Raw genomic sequence first — 15,928 nt, forward strand, 5'->3', positions numbered from 1 at the left:
TCAGCACGCAGTCCCGTCCCCGAACTCGACCTGTACCGCCGACGCCCCGCGCAGCACGGCCACCTGTTCGGCCTCCGCACGCAGCTGCTCGCGGACCGCAACGTCCAGCGGCTCGAAGGTTTCGAGCGTCAACGTCAGCGTGCGGCCGCTCTTGCGGGGGCGCCACGTTCCGACGATTCTGCCGTCCGCGAGCACCGCACCGGGTCCTCCGACCGTCTTCCACACCTGCGCGTGATGCTTCGTTCCGACGATGGACGCCCGATCCCGCATCTGCAGGTAGGGGTCGTGCGGCGGGAGCAGCCGCACCCCGGCCGCCGGCGGCGGTGACCGCAGGGCGTCCAGATCCTCGACGAGGGTCCACGCCGATCGCCCGTCCACGTCGACAGGAACCAGCTCGGATTCGAGCGTCGACCACCACGGCTCGACGTCACCAGTGCGCACACCGAGCCAGGAAGCGAAGTCCTTCCGGCTGGACGGGCCGTAGCAGTGCAGGTAGCGACGCGAGAGGTCCGCGCGGGCTGGGCCGGGCTCCACCTGCGGCAGCGCCCGGCCCAGCCATTCGTCGAGCAGAACGAACGGAACCTTGTTCCCGGTTCTCGGTGCGAGGCAGACGATTCCGCGTAACGCCAGGATCCGGAGGCAGAAGTGCACGACGGCCTCCCCCAGCGGCTGGCGCATGCCGTAGGGTCCGTCCGCCAGCCACTTCTCGCGGCGCATTCGAGTCAGCCTGGGTGCAACACCCTCGGCCAGTTCCGCACCGAGTTCTCCGATCGCCAACTGCCTGCCCGCCAGTACGGTGGCGATCTCTTCGGCGATGAGGTCGACAGTCTCGTCCAACCCCAGTCCGAGCGTGTCGAGCGCCTGCCCCACGCCGCTGATCAGGTGCAGCCGTGCCGTCTCCGTGGCCGGCAGAACGCCCGCGGTGAAGACCGGAGCGTCCGCGCGCGGAAAGTGGAACGGTGCCCCGCGCATGGACCACGACTGCAGCAGGCTACGCTCCTCGCCCTCCAAGCGGTCGACGAACTCTCGCCTCACACCCTCGACTCGGGCATGCAGCGCGAGCAGGACCGACCCGGGCGGGCTGTTCTGGATGCCGCATGCGCCGGCCACATCGAGCAGATCGGTCAGTGGGCGCCGGCCGGTCAGGTGGTGTGCATGCAAGCGGTACGCGACGACGTCGTCGGCCTGCACGATGGCGGCGTCCCCGCGGCCCTGACGCACTGTCACCGATCGCCTCCCGTCGGTCGCCGTCGACTCCCATCACACACCCTTTATCGGCATCACACACCCACTGCGCACGGAACGGGTGTGTGAACCCGACAAGTCGTGTGTGACGCCGGCGGCAGCGAACTCAGGCCAGCGAACCCCGCGTCGTCACGACTTCGCCGCCGACCATCACGAGCGACGGCTGCGCCAGGACCTGCGGCCCGGTACGTGGATCCTGCTCGTACACAACCAGGTCCGCGGATGCACCCACCGCCAGTCCCCCGCCGCCGAGCCAGGCCTGCGCATTCCAGCACGCGGCGCCGAGGGCTTCGGTGGGTGTCATGCCGACCTTGCCGAGCGAGGCGACCTCGTCGGCGACGCGGCCGTGCCGGACGTGTCCGCCGGCGTCGGTACCCGCGTAGATCGGGATGCCGGCGTCGCGGGCGGCGCCGATGGTGTCGTTCACCCGCGCGTACAGGTCCCGCATGTGCGCGGCGTACACCGGGAAACGTGTTGCGCCGTCGGCGATCTCCGGGAAGTTGTCGATGTTGATCAGCGTCGGCACCAGGGCGGTGCCGCGCTCCGCCATCATCGCGATCGTGGCATCGGTCAGTCCGGTGCCGTGTTCGATGCAGTCGATCCCGGCATCGATCAAACCGGGGAGCGCATCCTCGCCGAACACGTGCGCGGTGACGCGGGCGCCCTCACGGTGCGCGGCCTCGATCGCCTCGACGAGGATGCGGTCGCTCCACAGCGGGGCCAGGTCACCGACCTCGCGGTCGATCCAGTCCCCCACCAGCTTCACCCAGCCGTCACCGGCACGGGCCTGCCGCACCACCTCGTCGGGCAGCTGCGACTCGTCCTCCAGGTCGACGGGCAGGCCGCGGATGTAGCGCTTGGGCGCGGCGATGTGCCGTCCGGCGCGGATGATCCGCGGCAGTCCGGGGACCTCGTCGAGCGAGCGGGTGTCCACCGGCGATCCGGCGTCGCGGACCAGCAGGACGCCGGCCTCCCGCTCGATCCGGGCCTGCGCCAGCGCCCCGTCGAGGTCCTCGGCACCGCCGCCGTACCGAATCCCGATGTGGCAGTGCGCGTCGACGAGGCCGGGCAGGATCCAACCCTCGGTGCACAGGGTCTGTGCGTCCGGCACCGGCTCGTCGGTGAACTTGCCGTCCCGGATCCACAGCTCGAACGGCTGCTCGTCCGGCAGACCGGTGCCCCGCAGGTGGTAGGACGTCACGCGGACCTACTTCTTGGGGAGCTTGAGCTGCGACAGGTCGATGCCGTCGAGACCCGGAGGCAACTGATCGAGGCCCTTGGGCATCTTCGACAGGTCCGGGAAGCCGGCCGGCATCCCGCCCGGCATGCCCGGCAGACCACCCGGCATCCCGGGGAAGCCGCCCTTGATCTTCGGCTGCGTCGGGCCCTTGCCGCCCTTCTTGCCCTTCTTCCCCTTCTTGCCGCGCACCTGCTTACGCGCGCCGGGCATGCCCATGCGGCCGGCCATCGCGGCCATCATCTTCCGGGCCTCGAAAAAACGGTCGACGAGCTGGTTGACGTCGGAGACCTTGACGCCCGAGCCGTTCGCGATGCGCAGGCGGCGCGACGCGTTGATGATCTTGGGGTTCTCGCGCTCCGCGGGCGTCATGCCGCGGATGATCGCCTGGATGCGGTCGAGCTGCTTCTCGTCGACGTTGGCGAGCGCGTCCTTCATCTGTCCGGCACCGGGCAGCATGCCCAGCAGGTTGCCGATCGGGCCCATCCTGCGGACGGCCATCATCTGCTCGAGGAAGTCCTCGAGGGTCAGCTCGCCCGAGCCGATCTTCGCGGCGGTGGCCTCGGCCTGCTGGGCGTCGAACACCTGCTCGGCCTGCTCGATGAGCGTGAGCACATCGCCCATGCCGAGGATGCGGCTCGCCATGCGGTCCGGATGGAAGACGTCGAAGTCCTCGAGCTTCTCACCGGTCGACGCGAACAGGATCGGCTCGCCGGTGACCTCACGGACGCTCAGCGCGGCACCACCGCGGGCGTCGCCGTCGAGCTTGGTGAGCACGACACCGGTGAAGCCGACACCCGACTTGAACGCCTCCGCGGTGTGCACCGCGTCCTGGCCGATCATGGCGTCGAGCACGAAGATCGTCTCGTCGGGCTGGACGGCGTCGCGGATGCCCGCGGCCTGCGCCATCAGCTCCTCGTCGATGCCGAGGCGGCCGGCGGTGTCGACGATCACGACGTCGTACTGCTTGTTGCGGGCCTCTTCGACACCGGCGCGCGCGACCTCGACGGGGTCGGCGGCCGAGATGCCGAGCGGGTTCTCGCCACCGCCGATGGAGGTGCCGGGGTGCGGCGCGAACACGGCCGCGCCCGCGCGCTCACCGACGATCTGCAGCTGGCTGACGGCGCCGGGACGCTGGAGGTCACACGCGACGAGCAGCGGTGTGTGGCCCTGATCCTTCAGCCACTTGGCCAGCTTGCCGGCGAGGGTGGTCTTACCGGAGCCCTGCAGACCGGCCAGCATGATCACGGTCGGCGGCGTCTTCGCGAACTGCAGGCGTCGCGTCTCACCACCGAGGATGCCGACGAGTTCCTCGTTGACGATCTTGACGACCTGCTGCGCCGGGTTGAGCGCGGCCGAGACCTCGGCGCCCTTCGCGCGCTCCTTGATCTTGGCGATGAAGGTGCGGACGACGGGGAGCGCGACGTCGGCCTCGAGGAGCGCGAGACGGATCTCGCGGCACGTGGCGTCGATGTCGGCTCCGGAGAGTCGACCCTTGCCACGCAGATCCTTGAGGGCTCCGGTCAACCGGTCGGAAAGGGATTCGAACACCGAATGCGCTCCTGAGCTCTGTGCTGGTCCGCCCGCAGGCCGTGAATAATTCTCGGAACCAGGGTAACCGTTCCAGCGCCCGCATCCGCGCGGCAACCCCGGAGGCGCGCGGCCGGTCGACGGCTCACTCCGTCGCCGGTTCCTCCTTCTTCGGCTCCGGCGCCGGTACGACCGACAGGATCGCGTTCTCGATCTGCTCCCGGCGTGCCCGCGTGCCGCCGCCCTCCATGCTGATGCAGAACGCGTCGACCACCGACGATCCGAGCGTGCTCACCCGCGCCCAGCGCACGTCGGCACCGTTGCGTTCCAGGACCCGGGCCAGCCGGCTGAGCATTCCGAGCCGGTCCTCCGCCCGCAGTTCGACGATCGCGTCACCCTGGGCGTCCTCCCCGCCCACCACGTCGAACCAGATCACCCGCGGAGGTGCCAGCGCGTACTGCACCGGCACGGCCGCGACCGTCCGATCCTCGAGCACCTGGTTCTCGCGCACTTCGCGTTCCTTGGCGTCGAGTTGCTCGAGCACGTCGATCTCCCCCGCCATCGCCCGGATCAGCTCCTGCCGCAACAACCCCGCCTGGGGCGGCGCACCGAATCTCGGGGCCACGACGAACGAGTTGATCGCCGAGTCCCCGTGGCTGCCGAGCGAGGCCGACAACACCCGCAGGGAGCTGAGCGCCAGCACCCCTGCTTCGTGCGACAGCAGCCCGGGCGTGTCCGGGGCGACGACGGTCACCACATAAGTGTGCGCGGCGGTCCCCGGGTCGAGCGCGACGTGCACACCACCCTGCGTCGCGACATCGATGAGCGCCGGATCGATCGGGTCGGGTACCGGCAGCTGATCGCCGGCCATCGCGAGCCGGCAGCGGCGCACCAGCTCGCCGATGAGCGACGACTTCCAGTCGCCCCACACCCCCGGCCCGGTGGCGAGCGAATCCGCCTCCGCCAGCGCACTCAACAACTCCAGCAGCACATGGTCGCCGCCGAGTTTGTCGACGACCATCTGGACGGTCGCCGGATCGTCGAGGTCGCGGCGGGTGGCGGTCTGCGCCAACAGCAGGTGGTGACGCACCATGCCGGTCAACAAGGCGATGTCCGACGGCCACAGCCCGAGCCGGGCCCCGATCTGACCCGCCAGTTCCGCGCCGACGACGCTGTGGTCCCCGCCGCGTCCCTTGCCGATGTCGTGCAGGAGCGCACCGAGCACCAGCAGGTCGGGACGTGAGACCCGCGTCGTGAGGGCACCGGCCTGGGCGACGGTCTCGACGAGGTGCCGGTCGACGGTCCACGTGTGCACCGCGTCGCGCGGCGGCAGGTCGCGCACCGCGCCCCACTCGGGCAGCAGCCGGCCCCACAGACCGGTGCGGTCGAGCGCTTCGATCGTCGGGATCGCCCGATGACCGGAGCCGAGCAGCACCAGGAGGTCACCGAGCGCCCCCTTGGGCCACGGTTCGCGCAGCTCGGGCGCGCTGTCGGACAGTCGCCCCAGCGTGGACGCGGAGATCGGCAGTCCCGTCGACGCCGACGCCGCCGCAACCCGCACCACCAGACCGGGATCGCGCTTGGGTCGCGCATCGCGCGCCAGCACCAGCTCGCCCGACTGCTCCACGACCCCCTCGTCGATGGGCCGACGCAGCGGCACCCGTCGCAGCTTCGACAGCCCCTTGCGGGGCAGCGAGTTGCCGGCGGTGCGCAGACCCACGTCCACCGAGTACCCGATCGTGCGTGCGCAGTCGCTGAGCATTCGTGCGAGATCGAAGCGGTCTCCGATCCGCAGCGCCGCGCCGATCTCGTCGGCATCCTGCGCTCGCAGCTGGTCCCGCGAACGCCCGGCCACCCGATGCAGTTCGGTCCGGACGTCGAGCAGACGCCGGTGCGCCAGCGCGAGACCGCCACCGGGCGTGTCCGGACCGAGCCCGGGCATCCCGTCGGTGAGCTGCGCGATGGACAGCGTGTTGAGGAGCTGGACGTCCCTGAGGCCACCACGGCCGTTCTTGATGTCGGGCTCGGCGCGGTGCGCGATCTGGCCGCTCCGGGCCCAGCGCGCCTGCGCCTGCTCGACGAGTTCGTCGAATCGCGAACGGATCCCGGTACGCCACTGCCGGCGCACACCGCCGATGAGCAGGTGACTCAGCTCGACATCGCCGACGATGTGCCGGGCCTCGAGCATGCCGAGGGTGGCGGTGAGGTCGCTCGCGGCCACCTGGAGCGCCTGCGGCACCGTCCGCACACTGTGGTCGAGCTTGATGTGCGCGTCCCACAGCGGGTACCACAGCTGGTCGGCGACCTTGGCGACCAGCGCGGGGTCGACGTCGTCGTGCAGCAGGATCAGGTCCAGGTCCGAGTACGGCATCATCTCGCGGCGGCCCAGGCCGCCGACCGCCACGATCGCGAAGCCCGAGTCCGGCCGGATGCCCAGCTCGTTTCCCTTTGTGGTGAGCCAGAACTCGTGCAGGTCGACCAGTGCGTGTCGCAGTGACGGTGCGTCGAGGCGGTGGTTTCGAGTACCTCCCGCCAGGAGCTGTTCCCGCGCCCGGGCCAGATCGCGCGCGTCGTCGGTGTGGTTGGCGTCGGGTCCGTCGGACCCGGACGGCCCCGACCCCGTCGCCGTGATGGCGACAGGATCAGGGCCGTCGAATCCGGACCCGCGAGGGTCAGATCGCATCCCCGCCCCGTTCTCCGGTACGTACCCGGACGACCGATTCGACCGGCGTGACCCAGACCTTTCCGTCACCGATCTTCCCCGTGCGGGCGGCCTCGACGATGACCTCGACGACCTTGTCGACTACCGAATCCTCGACGACGACCTCGACGCGAACCTTCGGGACGAAGTCGACCGAGTACTCGGCGCCCCGATAGACCTCGGTGTGCCCCTTCTGCCGCCCGTACCCCTGGACCTCGCTGACCGTCATACCGAGAACACCGGCCTGTTCGAGTCCGGTCTTGACGTCCTCGAGCGTGAACGGCTTGACGATTGCGGTGATCAGCTTCATGACTCATGCCTCCCTGGCGGCAACAGTTGCGGGCGCCGGTACGCGCCCCGGGACCGGGCTACCTGCAAGTGCGACGAAGTCGTAGGCGCTCTCGGCGTGTTCGGCCTCGTCCACGCCACGAGCCTCGGCCTCGGCGCTGACTCGCAGTCCGATCGTGACCTTCACGATAAGCGCGATGACGGCCGTAGCGATGCAGGAGTACACGAGCACGGCGCCCGCGCCGACCGCCTGACGCCACAGCTGGTCGAGTCCGCCGCCGTAGAACAGGCCGTTGACGCCGGCCGGTGCAGCCTCGGTCGCGACCAGGCCGACCAGCAGCGTTCCGACGAGACCACCGACCAGGTGGACGCCGACCACGTCGAGCGAATCGTCGTAGCCGAAGCGGTACTTCAGGCCGACGGCCAGGGCGCACAGTGCGCCGGCGACGACACCGATCACGATCGCGCCGACGACGTCGACGGACGAGCAGGCGGGGGTGATGGCGACCAGGCCGGCGACGATGCCCGACGCGCCACCGAGCGTGGTGGCGTGACCGTCGCGGATCTTCTCCACCAGCAGCCAGGCCAGCATTGCCGCGCAGGTGGCGACGACGGTGGTGACGAACGCCGCAGCGGCGACTCCGTTGGAGCCGACGGCCGAGCCGGCGTTGAACCCGAACCATCCGAACCACAGCAGCGCGGCGCCGAGCATCACGAACGGCAGGTTGTGCGGACGGAAGGGCGTCTTGGGCCAGCCGCGACGCTTACCGAGCATGAGCGCGAGGACCAGACCTGCGACACCCGCGTTGATGTGGACGGCCGTGCCGCCGGCGAAGTCGATCGCGCCGAGCTTGTTGGCAATCCAACCGCCCGTTTCGGCGGTGACGCCGTCGAACGAGAACACCCAGTGCGCGACCGGGAAGTAGACGACCGTCGCCCACAGGCCGGCGAACAGCAGCCAGGCTCCGTACTTCATGCGATCGGCGACCGCGCCCGAGATCAGGGCGACCGTGATGATCGCGAACATCGCCTGGAAGGCGACGAACACCAGTGCCGGGATGGTGCCGACCAGCGGGATCGCGGCGGCCGTGCCGGCCTCGGCGTCACCGAGGTAGTCACCCCCGAACAATCCCTTCAGTCCGAAGAACTCCGTCGGATCCCCGATCAATCCGCCCTTGTCGTCACCGAACGCGATGGAATAGCCGAACAGCACCCACAAAACGCCGACGACTCCCATCGCGCCGACGCTCATCATGATCATGTTCAGCACGCTCTTCGCGCGGACCATGCCGCCGTAGAAGAACGCGACGCCCGGAGTCATCAAGAGCACCAGCGCGGCGCTCATGAGCATCCACGCGGTGTCCCCGGTGTCCGGGGCTCCGATAGTGGGGAAATCCACGGTGAGCCTCCTCGTCAGTCTTGTCGTTCTGATCAGCAAGACTGCTCACCTGGTGTTTCATCCGTGGTTGCACAGCGTTTCGGATAGGTGAACGGATCGGCCGGTTGTGTTGCAGTCGGGTTTCGCGGTTGCGTTCACCCCCGGATCGAAACTTCGTGGACCACCGCGAAGGTCGCGAAACGCCGCTGCCCGGCCCCTCGGACGAGGGACCGGGCAGCGATGGACGGAGCGTGCCGGTCAGCCCAGCAGCGCGTCGACGAAGGCCTCCGGCTCGAAGGGAGCGAGGTCGTCGGCGCCCTCGCCCAGACCGACGAGCTTCACCGGAACGCCCAGCTCGTGCTGGACCTGGAAGACGATGCCACCCTTGGCGGTGCCGTCGAGCTTGGTCAGCACGACGCCGGTGATGTCCACGACCTCGGCGAACACGCGGGCCTGCATCAGGCCGTTCTGTCCGACGGTGGCGTCGAGGACCAGCAGCACGTCGTCGACGGCCGCCTTCTTCTCGACCACGCGCTTGACCTTGCCCAGCTCGTCCATCAGGCCGGTCTTGGTGTGCAGACGACCGGCCGTGTCGATGAGCACGACGTCGACGCCGTCCTCGATGCCCTTGGCGACCGAATCGAACGCGATGGCCGCGGGGTCGCCGCCCTCGGGTCCGCGAACGACCTCGGCACCCACGCGCTCGGCCCATGTCTGCAACTGATCGGCCGCGGCCGCACGGAAGGTGTCGGCGGCGCCGAGCAGGACGCGTCGGCCGTCTGCGACGAGGACCCGGGCGAGTTTGCCGGTCGTGGTGGTCTTGCCGGTGCCGTTGACGCCGACGACGAGTAGCACGGCGGGATGATCGCCGTGCGGAAGGGCGCGGATCGAGCGATCCATCTCGGGACGCAACTCCTCGACGAGGACCTCGCGCAGGAGCGCCCGGGCCTCCGCCTCGGTGCGCACACCGCGGGACGCCATCTCCTCGCGCAGCCGCTCGACGACCTTGACGGTGGTGGCGGTGCCGAGATCGGCGATCAGCAGCGTGTCCTCGACCTCCTCCCACGAGTCCTCGTCCAGGTCACCGCCACCGAGCAGGCCCAGCAGGCTCTTGCCGACGGCGTTCTGCGAGCGCGACAGCCGACCGCGCAGGCGATCGAGCCGGCCCGCGGTGGGCTCGATCTCCTCGATCGCGGGAGTGGGAGCAGCCTCCGGCTCGGCCACCGGCTCCGGCTCGACCACCGGCTCCGGCTCGACGACGGGCTCCGGCGCGGCTTCCGGCTCGACGACCCGCTCCGGCGCAGGCTCCGGCTCGACGACGGGCTCGGGTGCGGGTGCAGGTTCGACCACCGGCTCCGGCGGAGCCACCGGTTCGGGGGTGACGGGCTCGGGAGCGGCGGGAGCCTCCGGCTCGGCGACCGGCTCCGGGGTGAAGGTGGGCTTCGCCTCCGGAACCGGCGTGGTCGGGGGAACCGGCGGCGCGACCGGGGGCTTGGGCGGAACGACCGGCGGCTTGGGCGCGGCCGGCGGCACCTTGGGCGGCGCGGTGGCCGACGGCCCCTGGCTGAAGTTGAAGCCGCCACCGGCTTGGTATCCGCCCGAACGGTCCTTCGGCTGCTCCGTCAGCTCGGGCTTCTCGGCCGCCGCGGTGAGGCTGATGCGGCGACGGCGGGCCAGGGTCAGGCCGACGACGAGCGCCACGACGAGGACGGCCAGTACGGCCGCTATTGCTATCCAGGCTCCGGTAGTCACACCGACATCCTGTCAGGCTGCCCGCGTCCGTGACGCCTCCGGGCAAGACCGGCGGGGCGTGGCGAGATCGGTCCGTGACACCCGAGGAGCGGCTCCTCGGGTGTCACGTCGGGCCGTCAGAGCAGGGCGGCGATCTCGTCGGCGATCTGCTCCGGGGTGACGGTCGGCTCGAAGCGGCGAACGACCTCGCCGTCCCGGTCGACGAGGAACTTCGTGAAGTTCCACTTGACCTCGTCGGTGCCGATCGCCTCGGGGCGGGTCTTGCTGACGTGCTCGTAGAGGAAGCCGTGGTCCGGGCCGAAGTCACCGGGGGCCTGCGCGCGCAGGTACTGGTACAGCGGGTGTGCGTCGTCGCCGTTGACCTCGAGCTTCGCGTACACCGGGAAGGTGACGTTGTAGTTCACGCTGCAGAACTGCTGGATCTCGGCGTCGTCGCCCGGCTCCTGGTCGCCGAACTGGTTGCACGGGAAGCCGACGACCTGCAGGCCCTTGTCCTTGTTGGCGCGGTGCAGCGCCTCGAGGCCCTCGTACTGCGGCGTGAGGCCGCACTTGCTCGCCACGTTGACGATCAGCAGCAACTTGCCCTTGTGGGCGCTGAGATCCTCGGTGGCGCCGTCGGCGGTCTGGACGGGGAAGTTGTGGGCGTTCATCGATGGTTCTCCCATGTAGTTCGGTGGGGTCGTGCGGGGTGCACGCACGTGAATGACGGTGCCGGGTTCACCCGGCAACCAGGTCCTGACCGCGCAGGCGCTGCGAGATGACGGTGGTGATGCCGTCGCCGCGCATGCTGACGCCGTAGAGCGCGTCGGCGACCTCCATCGTCGGCTTCTGGTGGGTGATCACGATCAGCTGCGACTTCTCCCGCAACTGCTCGAACAACCCGATCAGGCGCCGCAGGTTCGTGTCGTCGAGCGCGGCCTCCACCTCATCCATGACGTAGAACGGCGACGGCCGGGCCCGGAAGATCGCGACCAGCATCGCGACCGCGGTGAGCGACTTCTCGCCACCGGACAGCAGCGACAGCCGCTTGACCTTCTTGCCCGGCGGCCGGGCCTCCACCTCGATGCCGGTGGTGAGCATGTCCGACGGATCGGTGAGCACCAGACGGCCCTCGCCGCCCGGGAAGAGTTTCGCGAACACCTCCACGAACTCGCGTTCGACGTCCGCGTACGCCTCCGTGAACATCTGCAGGATGCGGGCGTCGACGTCGGCGACCACCCCGAGCAGGTCCTTGCGCGCGTTCTTGACGTCCTCGAGCTGGGTGGACAGGAAGTTGTACCGCTCCTCGAGCGCCGCGAACTCCTCGAGCGCGAGCGGGTTGACCTTGCCGAGCGTCGCCAGGTCCTTCTCGGCGCGCTTGGCCCGGCGCTCCTGGGAGGCGCGGTCGTACGGCACCGGCGCGGGCCGGGTGACCTGCTCCCCGCGCTCGCGGGCCTGCTCGTACTCCGCGATCTCGAGTTCCGACGGCGGCAGCGCGACGTCGGGCCCGTACTCGGCGATCAAATCGTCGAGGTTGACTGCGTACTGCTCGAGGATCGTCTGTTCGAGCTGCTCGATCCGCAGGGCCGCTTGCGCCCGCGCCACCTCGTCCCGGTGGACCGCATCGGTGAGTGCCGCCATCTGGGCGGTGAGCTGCCGGACGCGCTCCTTGACCGCCTCGACCTGTTCGGTGTGCGCGGCGCGCAGGCGGCTCAGCTCGTCACGGTGTGCCACCGCGTCCGCCACGACGCGGTCGAGACGGTCGGCCACCTTCTGCCCGGCCGAGGCCACTGCGGCCGCCACCTCGGCGGCGGTTCGACGGGCCTGCCGCGCCCGCTCGGCCCGCGCTCGGGCCTCGCGTTCGGCCTGGGCCGCACGACGCAGCGAATCAGCCTTGCCCCGAACGGATTCCGCTCGCTCCTCGGCGGTGCGCACCGCGAGGCGGGCTTCGACCTCCACGGCACGTACCTCGGTGAGCGCAGCCGCGGCGGCCTCCCGTTCGAAATCCGTCGGCGCAGTACTGCCCGAGTCGGCCGCGGCACCGGACTGTTCGTCCTCCGCGCGCCTCAGCCGCTCCTCGAGTTCGGCGAGCGCCACGAGCGTCTCCTCCCGGCCGCTCTCCGCCTTGGCCCGCTGCGCGAGCAGCCGCTCCGACTCGGCGTGGGCCGCCCGGACAACGTGCCCCAGGCGCCCCAACTGCTCGTAGACCGCGGACATGTTCGCGTCGGACTCGTGCAGAGCGGCCAGCGCCTGCTCCGCGACCTCGGCGCGGTCGGCCTGCTCGGCGACCGCGCCGGCGAGGGCGGCTGCCAGTTCCTCGGAACGTCGCTCGGCCGCCTCGAGAGCCAACGTCGACGCGTCGATCGCGGCCTGCACCTCGAGGGTGCTCGGACGGCGATCGGATCCGCCGGTGACCCAACCGGTTCCGACCAGATCGCCGTCCCGGGTCACCGCCCGCAGGGACGGCTGCCGGCACACGAGTTCGGTTGCCGCGTCGAGCGAATCGACGACGGCCACCCGATCCAGGAGGGCATCGACTGCGGCGCGCAGCGATTCGGGGCAGTGCACGTTGTCGGCGATCCACGTCGCCGACCCGGGAAGGTCCGGACGCGGCGCGACGTCGGAATGCTCGGCGGTGTGCAGGATCGCAGCCCGGCCACCGTCGGCGGCGCGCAGTGCCTGCACGGCCGCCGCCGCGGCGGCGGCAGATTCTGCGGCGATCGCGTCGGCCGCCGGACCCATCACCGCGGCGACCGCGGCCTCGTACCCGGCGTCGACGCGAATCAGTTCGGCGACGGGGCCGGTGAGCCCGCGATCGGTGTGGTGCTCGAGCAGCCAGGCGCCGCCGTCCTTGCGTTCGAGCCCCATCGACAGCGCGTCGATGCGCGCTCTCAGCGACGCCACCTCCTGGCCGGCGTCGCGTTCGGCGGCCTGCAGTTCGGCGACCCGCGCGGTGATCAGGTCGAGTGCCTCGACCGCGCGCTCGTGGTGGCCGTCGAGCCCGAGTTCCCCGGCGTCGAGGTCGTCGACGGTTGCCTCGACCGCGTCGAATTCACGTTGCGCTGCGTCGCCGCGTTCACGGGCCTCGCCGATCGCCACGTCGAGCCGGGCCACCTCGGCGTCCACGGACTCGGCACGGGTACGCAAGGTGTCCACCTGCCCCGCCAGTCGTGCCAGTCCTTCGCGGCGATCCGCGATCGCCCGCACCGCCGCGAAGTGAGCGCGTTCGGCCTCCGCGGACGCCTCCTCACGCTCGGCGAGTTGTTCGCGTGCGGCCTCGAGCGTCGCGCGCGCGATGTCGACGGCGGCGATCAGTTCGGCCTCCTCCGCCGCGATCCGCTCGGCCCGGGCCTCCATCTCGTCGGGATCCTGGCCGCGGCCCGGTTCCGGTTCGCTGTCGAGGTGCCGCGCGCGCTCCTGCGCGATCCGGATGGTCGCGCTCACCCGCTCCGCCAGCGCCGACAGCTGGAACCACGTCTGGCTCGCCGCCTCGGCCTGCGGCGTCAGGCGGGCCAGCGCCTGCTCGTGTCCACCGAGTTCGGCCGTCGCCGCCTCGAGCGCCGCCTGCACCGTCTCCTGCTGTTCGCGGGCGAGTTTCTCGTCGTGAGTCTGGTGGGCGAGTTCGGCCCGGCGTGTGACGAGGTCGTCCGCTGCCAGCCGCAACCGCGCGTCGCGCAGGTCGGCCTGAACGGTCTGTGCGCGTCGCGCGACCTCGGCCTGGCGACCGAGCGGTTTGAGCTGTCGGCGCAACTCGGCGGTGAGGTCGGTGAGCCGCGCGAGGTTGGCCTGCATCGCGTCGAGCTTGCGGACCGCCTTTTCCTTGCGCTTGCGGTGTTTGAGAACGCCCGCGGCCTCCTCGATGAACGCGCGCCGGTCCTCGGGACGCGATTCGAGGATCGCGGACAGCCGACCCTGCCCGACGATGACGTGCATCTCCCGGCCGATACCGGAGTCGCTGAGCAGTTCCTGCACGTCCATCAGGCGGCACGAGTTGCCGTTGATCTCGTACTCGCCGGCGCCGTCGCGGAACATCCGTCGTGTGATGGACACCTCGGAGTACTCGATGGGCAGGGCGCCGTCGGAGTTGTCGATCGTGAGCGTCACCTCGGCGCGGCCGAGCGGGGCCCGCCCGGCGGTGCCGGCGAAGATGACGTCCTGCATCTTGCCGCCGCGAAGCGCCTTCGCGCCCTGCTCCCCCATCACCCAGGTGAGGGCGTCGACCACGTTCGACTTGCCGGAGCCGTTGGGTCCCACGACACACGTGATGCCCGGCTCGAACCGCAGAGTCGTTGCGGACGCAAAGGACTTGAAGCCCTTCAACGTCAGACTCTTCAGGTGCATGACGGTGGACTCTACCGGCGGATCAACGCTCGACGAATCCGGAAAGGCCTCCGCGTGCCGCGTCGATGTGCTCGACTACCAGCGTCACGTTTCCCGGCGTCTGTCCCGATCGCAGCAGCTCGAGCAGCCGCTCGAGTTGCGGCCGCGGGCCCTCGGCGATCACCAGCACCCGCCCGTCGGCGTGGTTGGTGGCGTGGCCGACCAGCCCGAGTTCGAGGGCACGTGCCCGCGTCCACCACCGGAAGCCGACACCCTGGACGTAGCCGTGAACCCAGGCGGTGAGGCGTTCGGTGTCGAAAGTCATGGCTGCCATTATCCGACGGGCGGTGTCAGCTTCCGGACGGCGCCGTCGAAGCCCACCGCGTACAGGGCGCGGCTGTCCCATCCGGGACCCGCACCGAACTTCACGGCCGACGTCAACATGAGCCCCGACGCTATCTCGCAACTCGTACCCGCGACGGGATCCACCCGCAGCACCTTGCCCGCGACGTTGTACGCCAGATAGACGGCGCCGTCCGGGCCGACGGTGAGGTCGTCGGCGACGTTGAGCGGACCGATGCCGGGCAGCGGGATCGCTCGGACCGGGCCACGCAGATCCGACGCGGAGAGGACCTTCAGCTCGCTGACCGGGTCGAACGACGTCGTCAGGTACACGCGATCGCCGTCGGTCGCGACGCCGTCAAGGGTGCCCAGGTCGGAGCGCACCCGTTCGGGCGAGCCGGGTCGATCCGCCGGGATCCGGGTGAGGCCCGGCGTTCCCAGATTGTGGGTGGTGAGCAGGTCGCCGTTGCCGAGTCGGGCGAGACCGTTGGGCATCACGAGACCGCCGGCCACGGTTCGGCGCTCGCGGCTCACCAGGTTCACCACGTCGACGGTGCCGTCCGCGATGTTCAAAAGCCCGGAAATCGCGCTGTTACCGGTGGTGAAGTACACGTCGTCGCCGGCTACGGCCAGCCCGCCCGGACCGTTCACTGGATCGGCGAGCGTTCCCCGCGCACCCGACGCGTCGAGCGTGCGCACAGCGCCGGGCGCCGTCATCGACGAATCCGACAGCAGCATGGAACCGCGACCGTCGAACGCAAGGTTCTCGAGCATCCCGTAGCCGGGCGCGATCGTCACGACGTCCCAACGCGGACAACCGATCCCGTCACTCGACGACTGGGCCGACGCCGGTGACCCTGTCAGCAGTGTCGTGACTGCTGCCGCCGCAAGCGCAAGAACTCCGAGCCGCACCCTTCGCCGACTCCGCACAATGTCCCCCATGTCCGTCCGTTCCGGGCCGAAGGCGCGATTGTTGCAGACGTCGAGCCTGCAGGGATCGGAATCGACCCGCACAACGCCGACGAACCAGGACCTCGGATCGGTCCGGATCACCTGTATGCCATGCGCGGGCGACTCGATCGGCATCATCCGGCGTGAATCCCGAGCGCACGGTCGGCGGATGCTCACGCCAACCGACCAGTCCCGAACTGTCGTG

11 protein-coding genes are annotated in these 15,928 nt (G+C 70.2%); all 11 read right to left on the reverse strand.

Annotated features, from left to right (window positions below; genetic code table 11):
• The 11 genes from C7H75_RS16245 to C7H75_RS16295 all read right to left on the reverse strand — a co-directional run bounded on the left by C7H75_RS16245 (position 1) and on the right by C7H75_RS16295 (position 15,570).
• A complete protein-coding gene (locus tag C7H75_RS16245; RefSeq protein ID WP_233281782.1) occupies positions 1-1,227 on the reverse strand; it encodes a winged helix DNA-binding domain-containing protein in 1,227 nt (408 codons plus the stop codon).
• Between the two features lie 124 nt (positions 1,228-1,351).
• Positions 1,352-2,446 (reverse strand): amidohydrolase family protein, encoded by a 1,095-nt coding sequence (locus C7H75_RS16250; RefSeq protein WP_064078423.1) that lies wholly within the window; start codon positions 2,444-2,446, stop codon positions 1,352-1,354.
• 6 nt (positions 2,447-2,452) lie between these two features.
• Positions 2,453-4,033 (reverse strand): signal recognition particle protein, encoded by a 1,581-nt coding sequence (gene ffh / locus C7H75_RS16255; RefSeq protein ID WP_013416574.1) that lies wholly within the window; start codon positions 4,031-4,033, stop codon positions 2,453-2,455.
• Positions 4,034-4,157: 124 nt separating this feature from the next.
• On the reverse strand, positions 4,158-6,695 hold the full coding sequence (locus tag C7H75_RS16260; RefSeq protein ID WP_106851595.1) for a [protein-PII] uridylyltransferase: 2,538 nt from the start codon (positions 6,693-6,695) through the stop codon (positions 4,158-4,160).
• On the reverse strand, positions 6,685-7,023 hold the full coding sequence (locus C7H75_RS16265) for a P-II family nitrogen regulator (RefSeq protein ID WP_005512103.1): 339 nt from the start codon (positions 7,021-7,023) through the stop codon (positions 6,685-6,687). Before C7H75_RS16265 ends, C7H75_RS16260 begins: the two co-directional genes overlap by 11 nt.
• 3 nt (positions 7,024-7,026) lie before the next feature.
• Positions 7,027-8,400 carry an ammonium transporter gene (locus tag C7H75_RS16270; protein ID WP_013416576.1) on the reverse strand — a complete coding sequence of 458 codons (1,374 nt, stop codon included), beginning with the start codon at positions 8,398-8,400 and terminating at the stop codon, positions 7,027-7,029.
• A gap of 237 nt (positions 8,401-8,637) precedes the next feature.
• Positions 8,638-10,131, reverse strand: a complete 1,494-nt coding sequence (gene ftsY, locus C7H75_RS16275; protein ID WP_106851596.1) for a signal recognition particle-docking protein FtsY — start codon at positions 10,129-10,131, stop codon at positions 8,638-8,640.
• A 116-nt stretch (positions 10,132-10,247) separates the two neighbouring features.
• Positions 10,248-10,781 (reverse strand): glutathione peroxidase, encoded by a 534-nt coding sequence (locus tag C7H75_RS16280; protein ID WP_013416577.1) that lies wholly within the window; start codon positions 10,779-10,781, stop codon positions 10,248-10,250.
• A 67-nt stretch (positions 10,782-10,848) separates the two neighbouring features.
• Positions 10,849-14,451, reverse strand: coding sequence for a chromosome segregation protein SMC (smc, locus tag C7H75_RS16285; RefSeq protein WP_106851597.1), 3,603 nt, complete (start codon positions 14,449-14,451; stop codon positions 10,849-10,851).
• Positions 14,452-14,473: 22 nt separating this feature from the next.
• Entirely contained in the window at positions 14,474-14,755 is a 282-nt protein-coding gene (locus C7H75_RS16290; protein WP_175271739.1) for an acylphosphatase, read from the reverse strand.
• Positions 14,756-14,763: 8 nt separating this feature from the next.
• The gene (locus tag C7H75_RS16295; protein WP_233281783.1) at positions 14,764-15,570 is read right to left on the reverse strand and encodes an SMP-30/gluconolactonase/LRE family protein; all 807 of its coding nucleotides are present in this window, start codon (positions 15,568-15,570) and stop codon (positions 14,764-14,766) included.
• Positions 15,571-15,928 lie beyond the last annotated feature (358 nt).

Source organism: Rhodococcus (subgen. Prescottella) equi (assembly GCF_003013675.1).
Lineage (GTDB): Bacteria > Actinomycetota > Actinomycetes > Mycobacteriales > Mycobacteriaceae > Prescottella > Prescottella equi.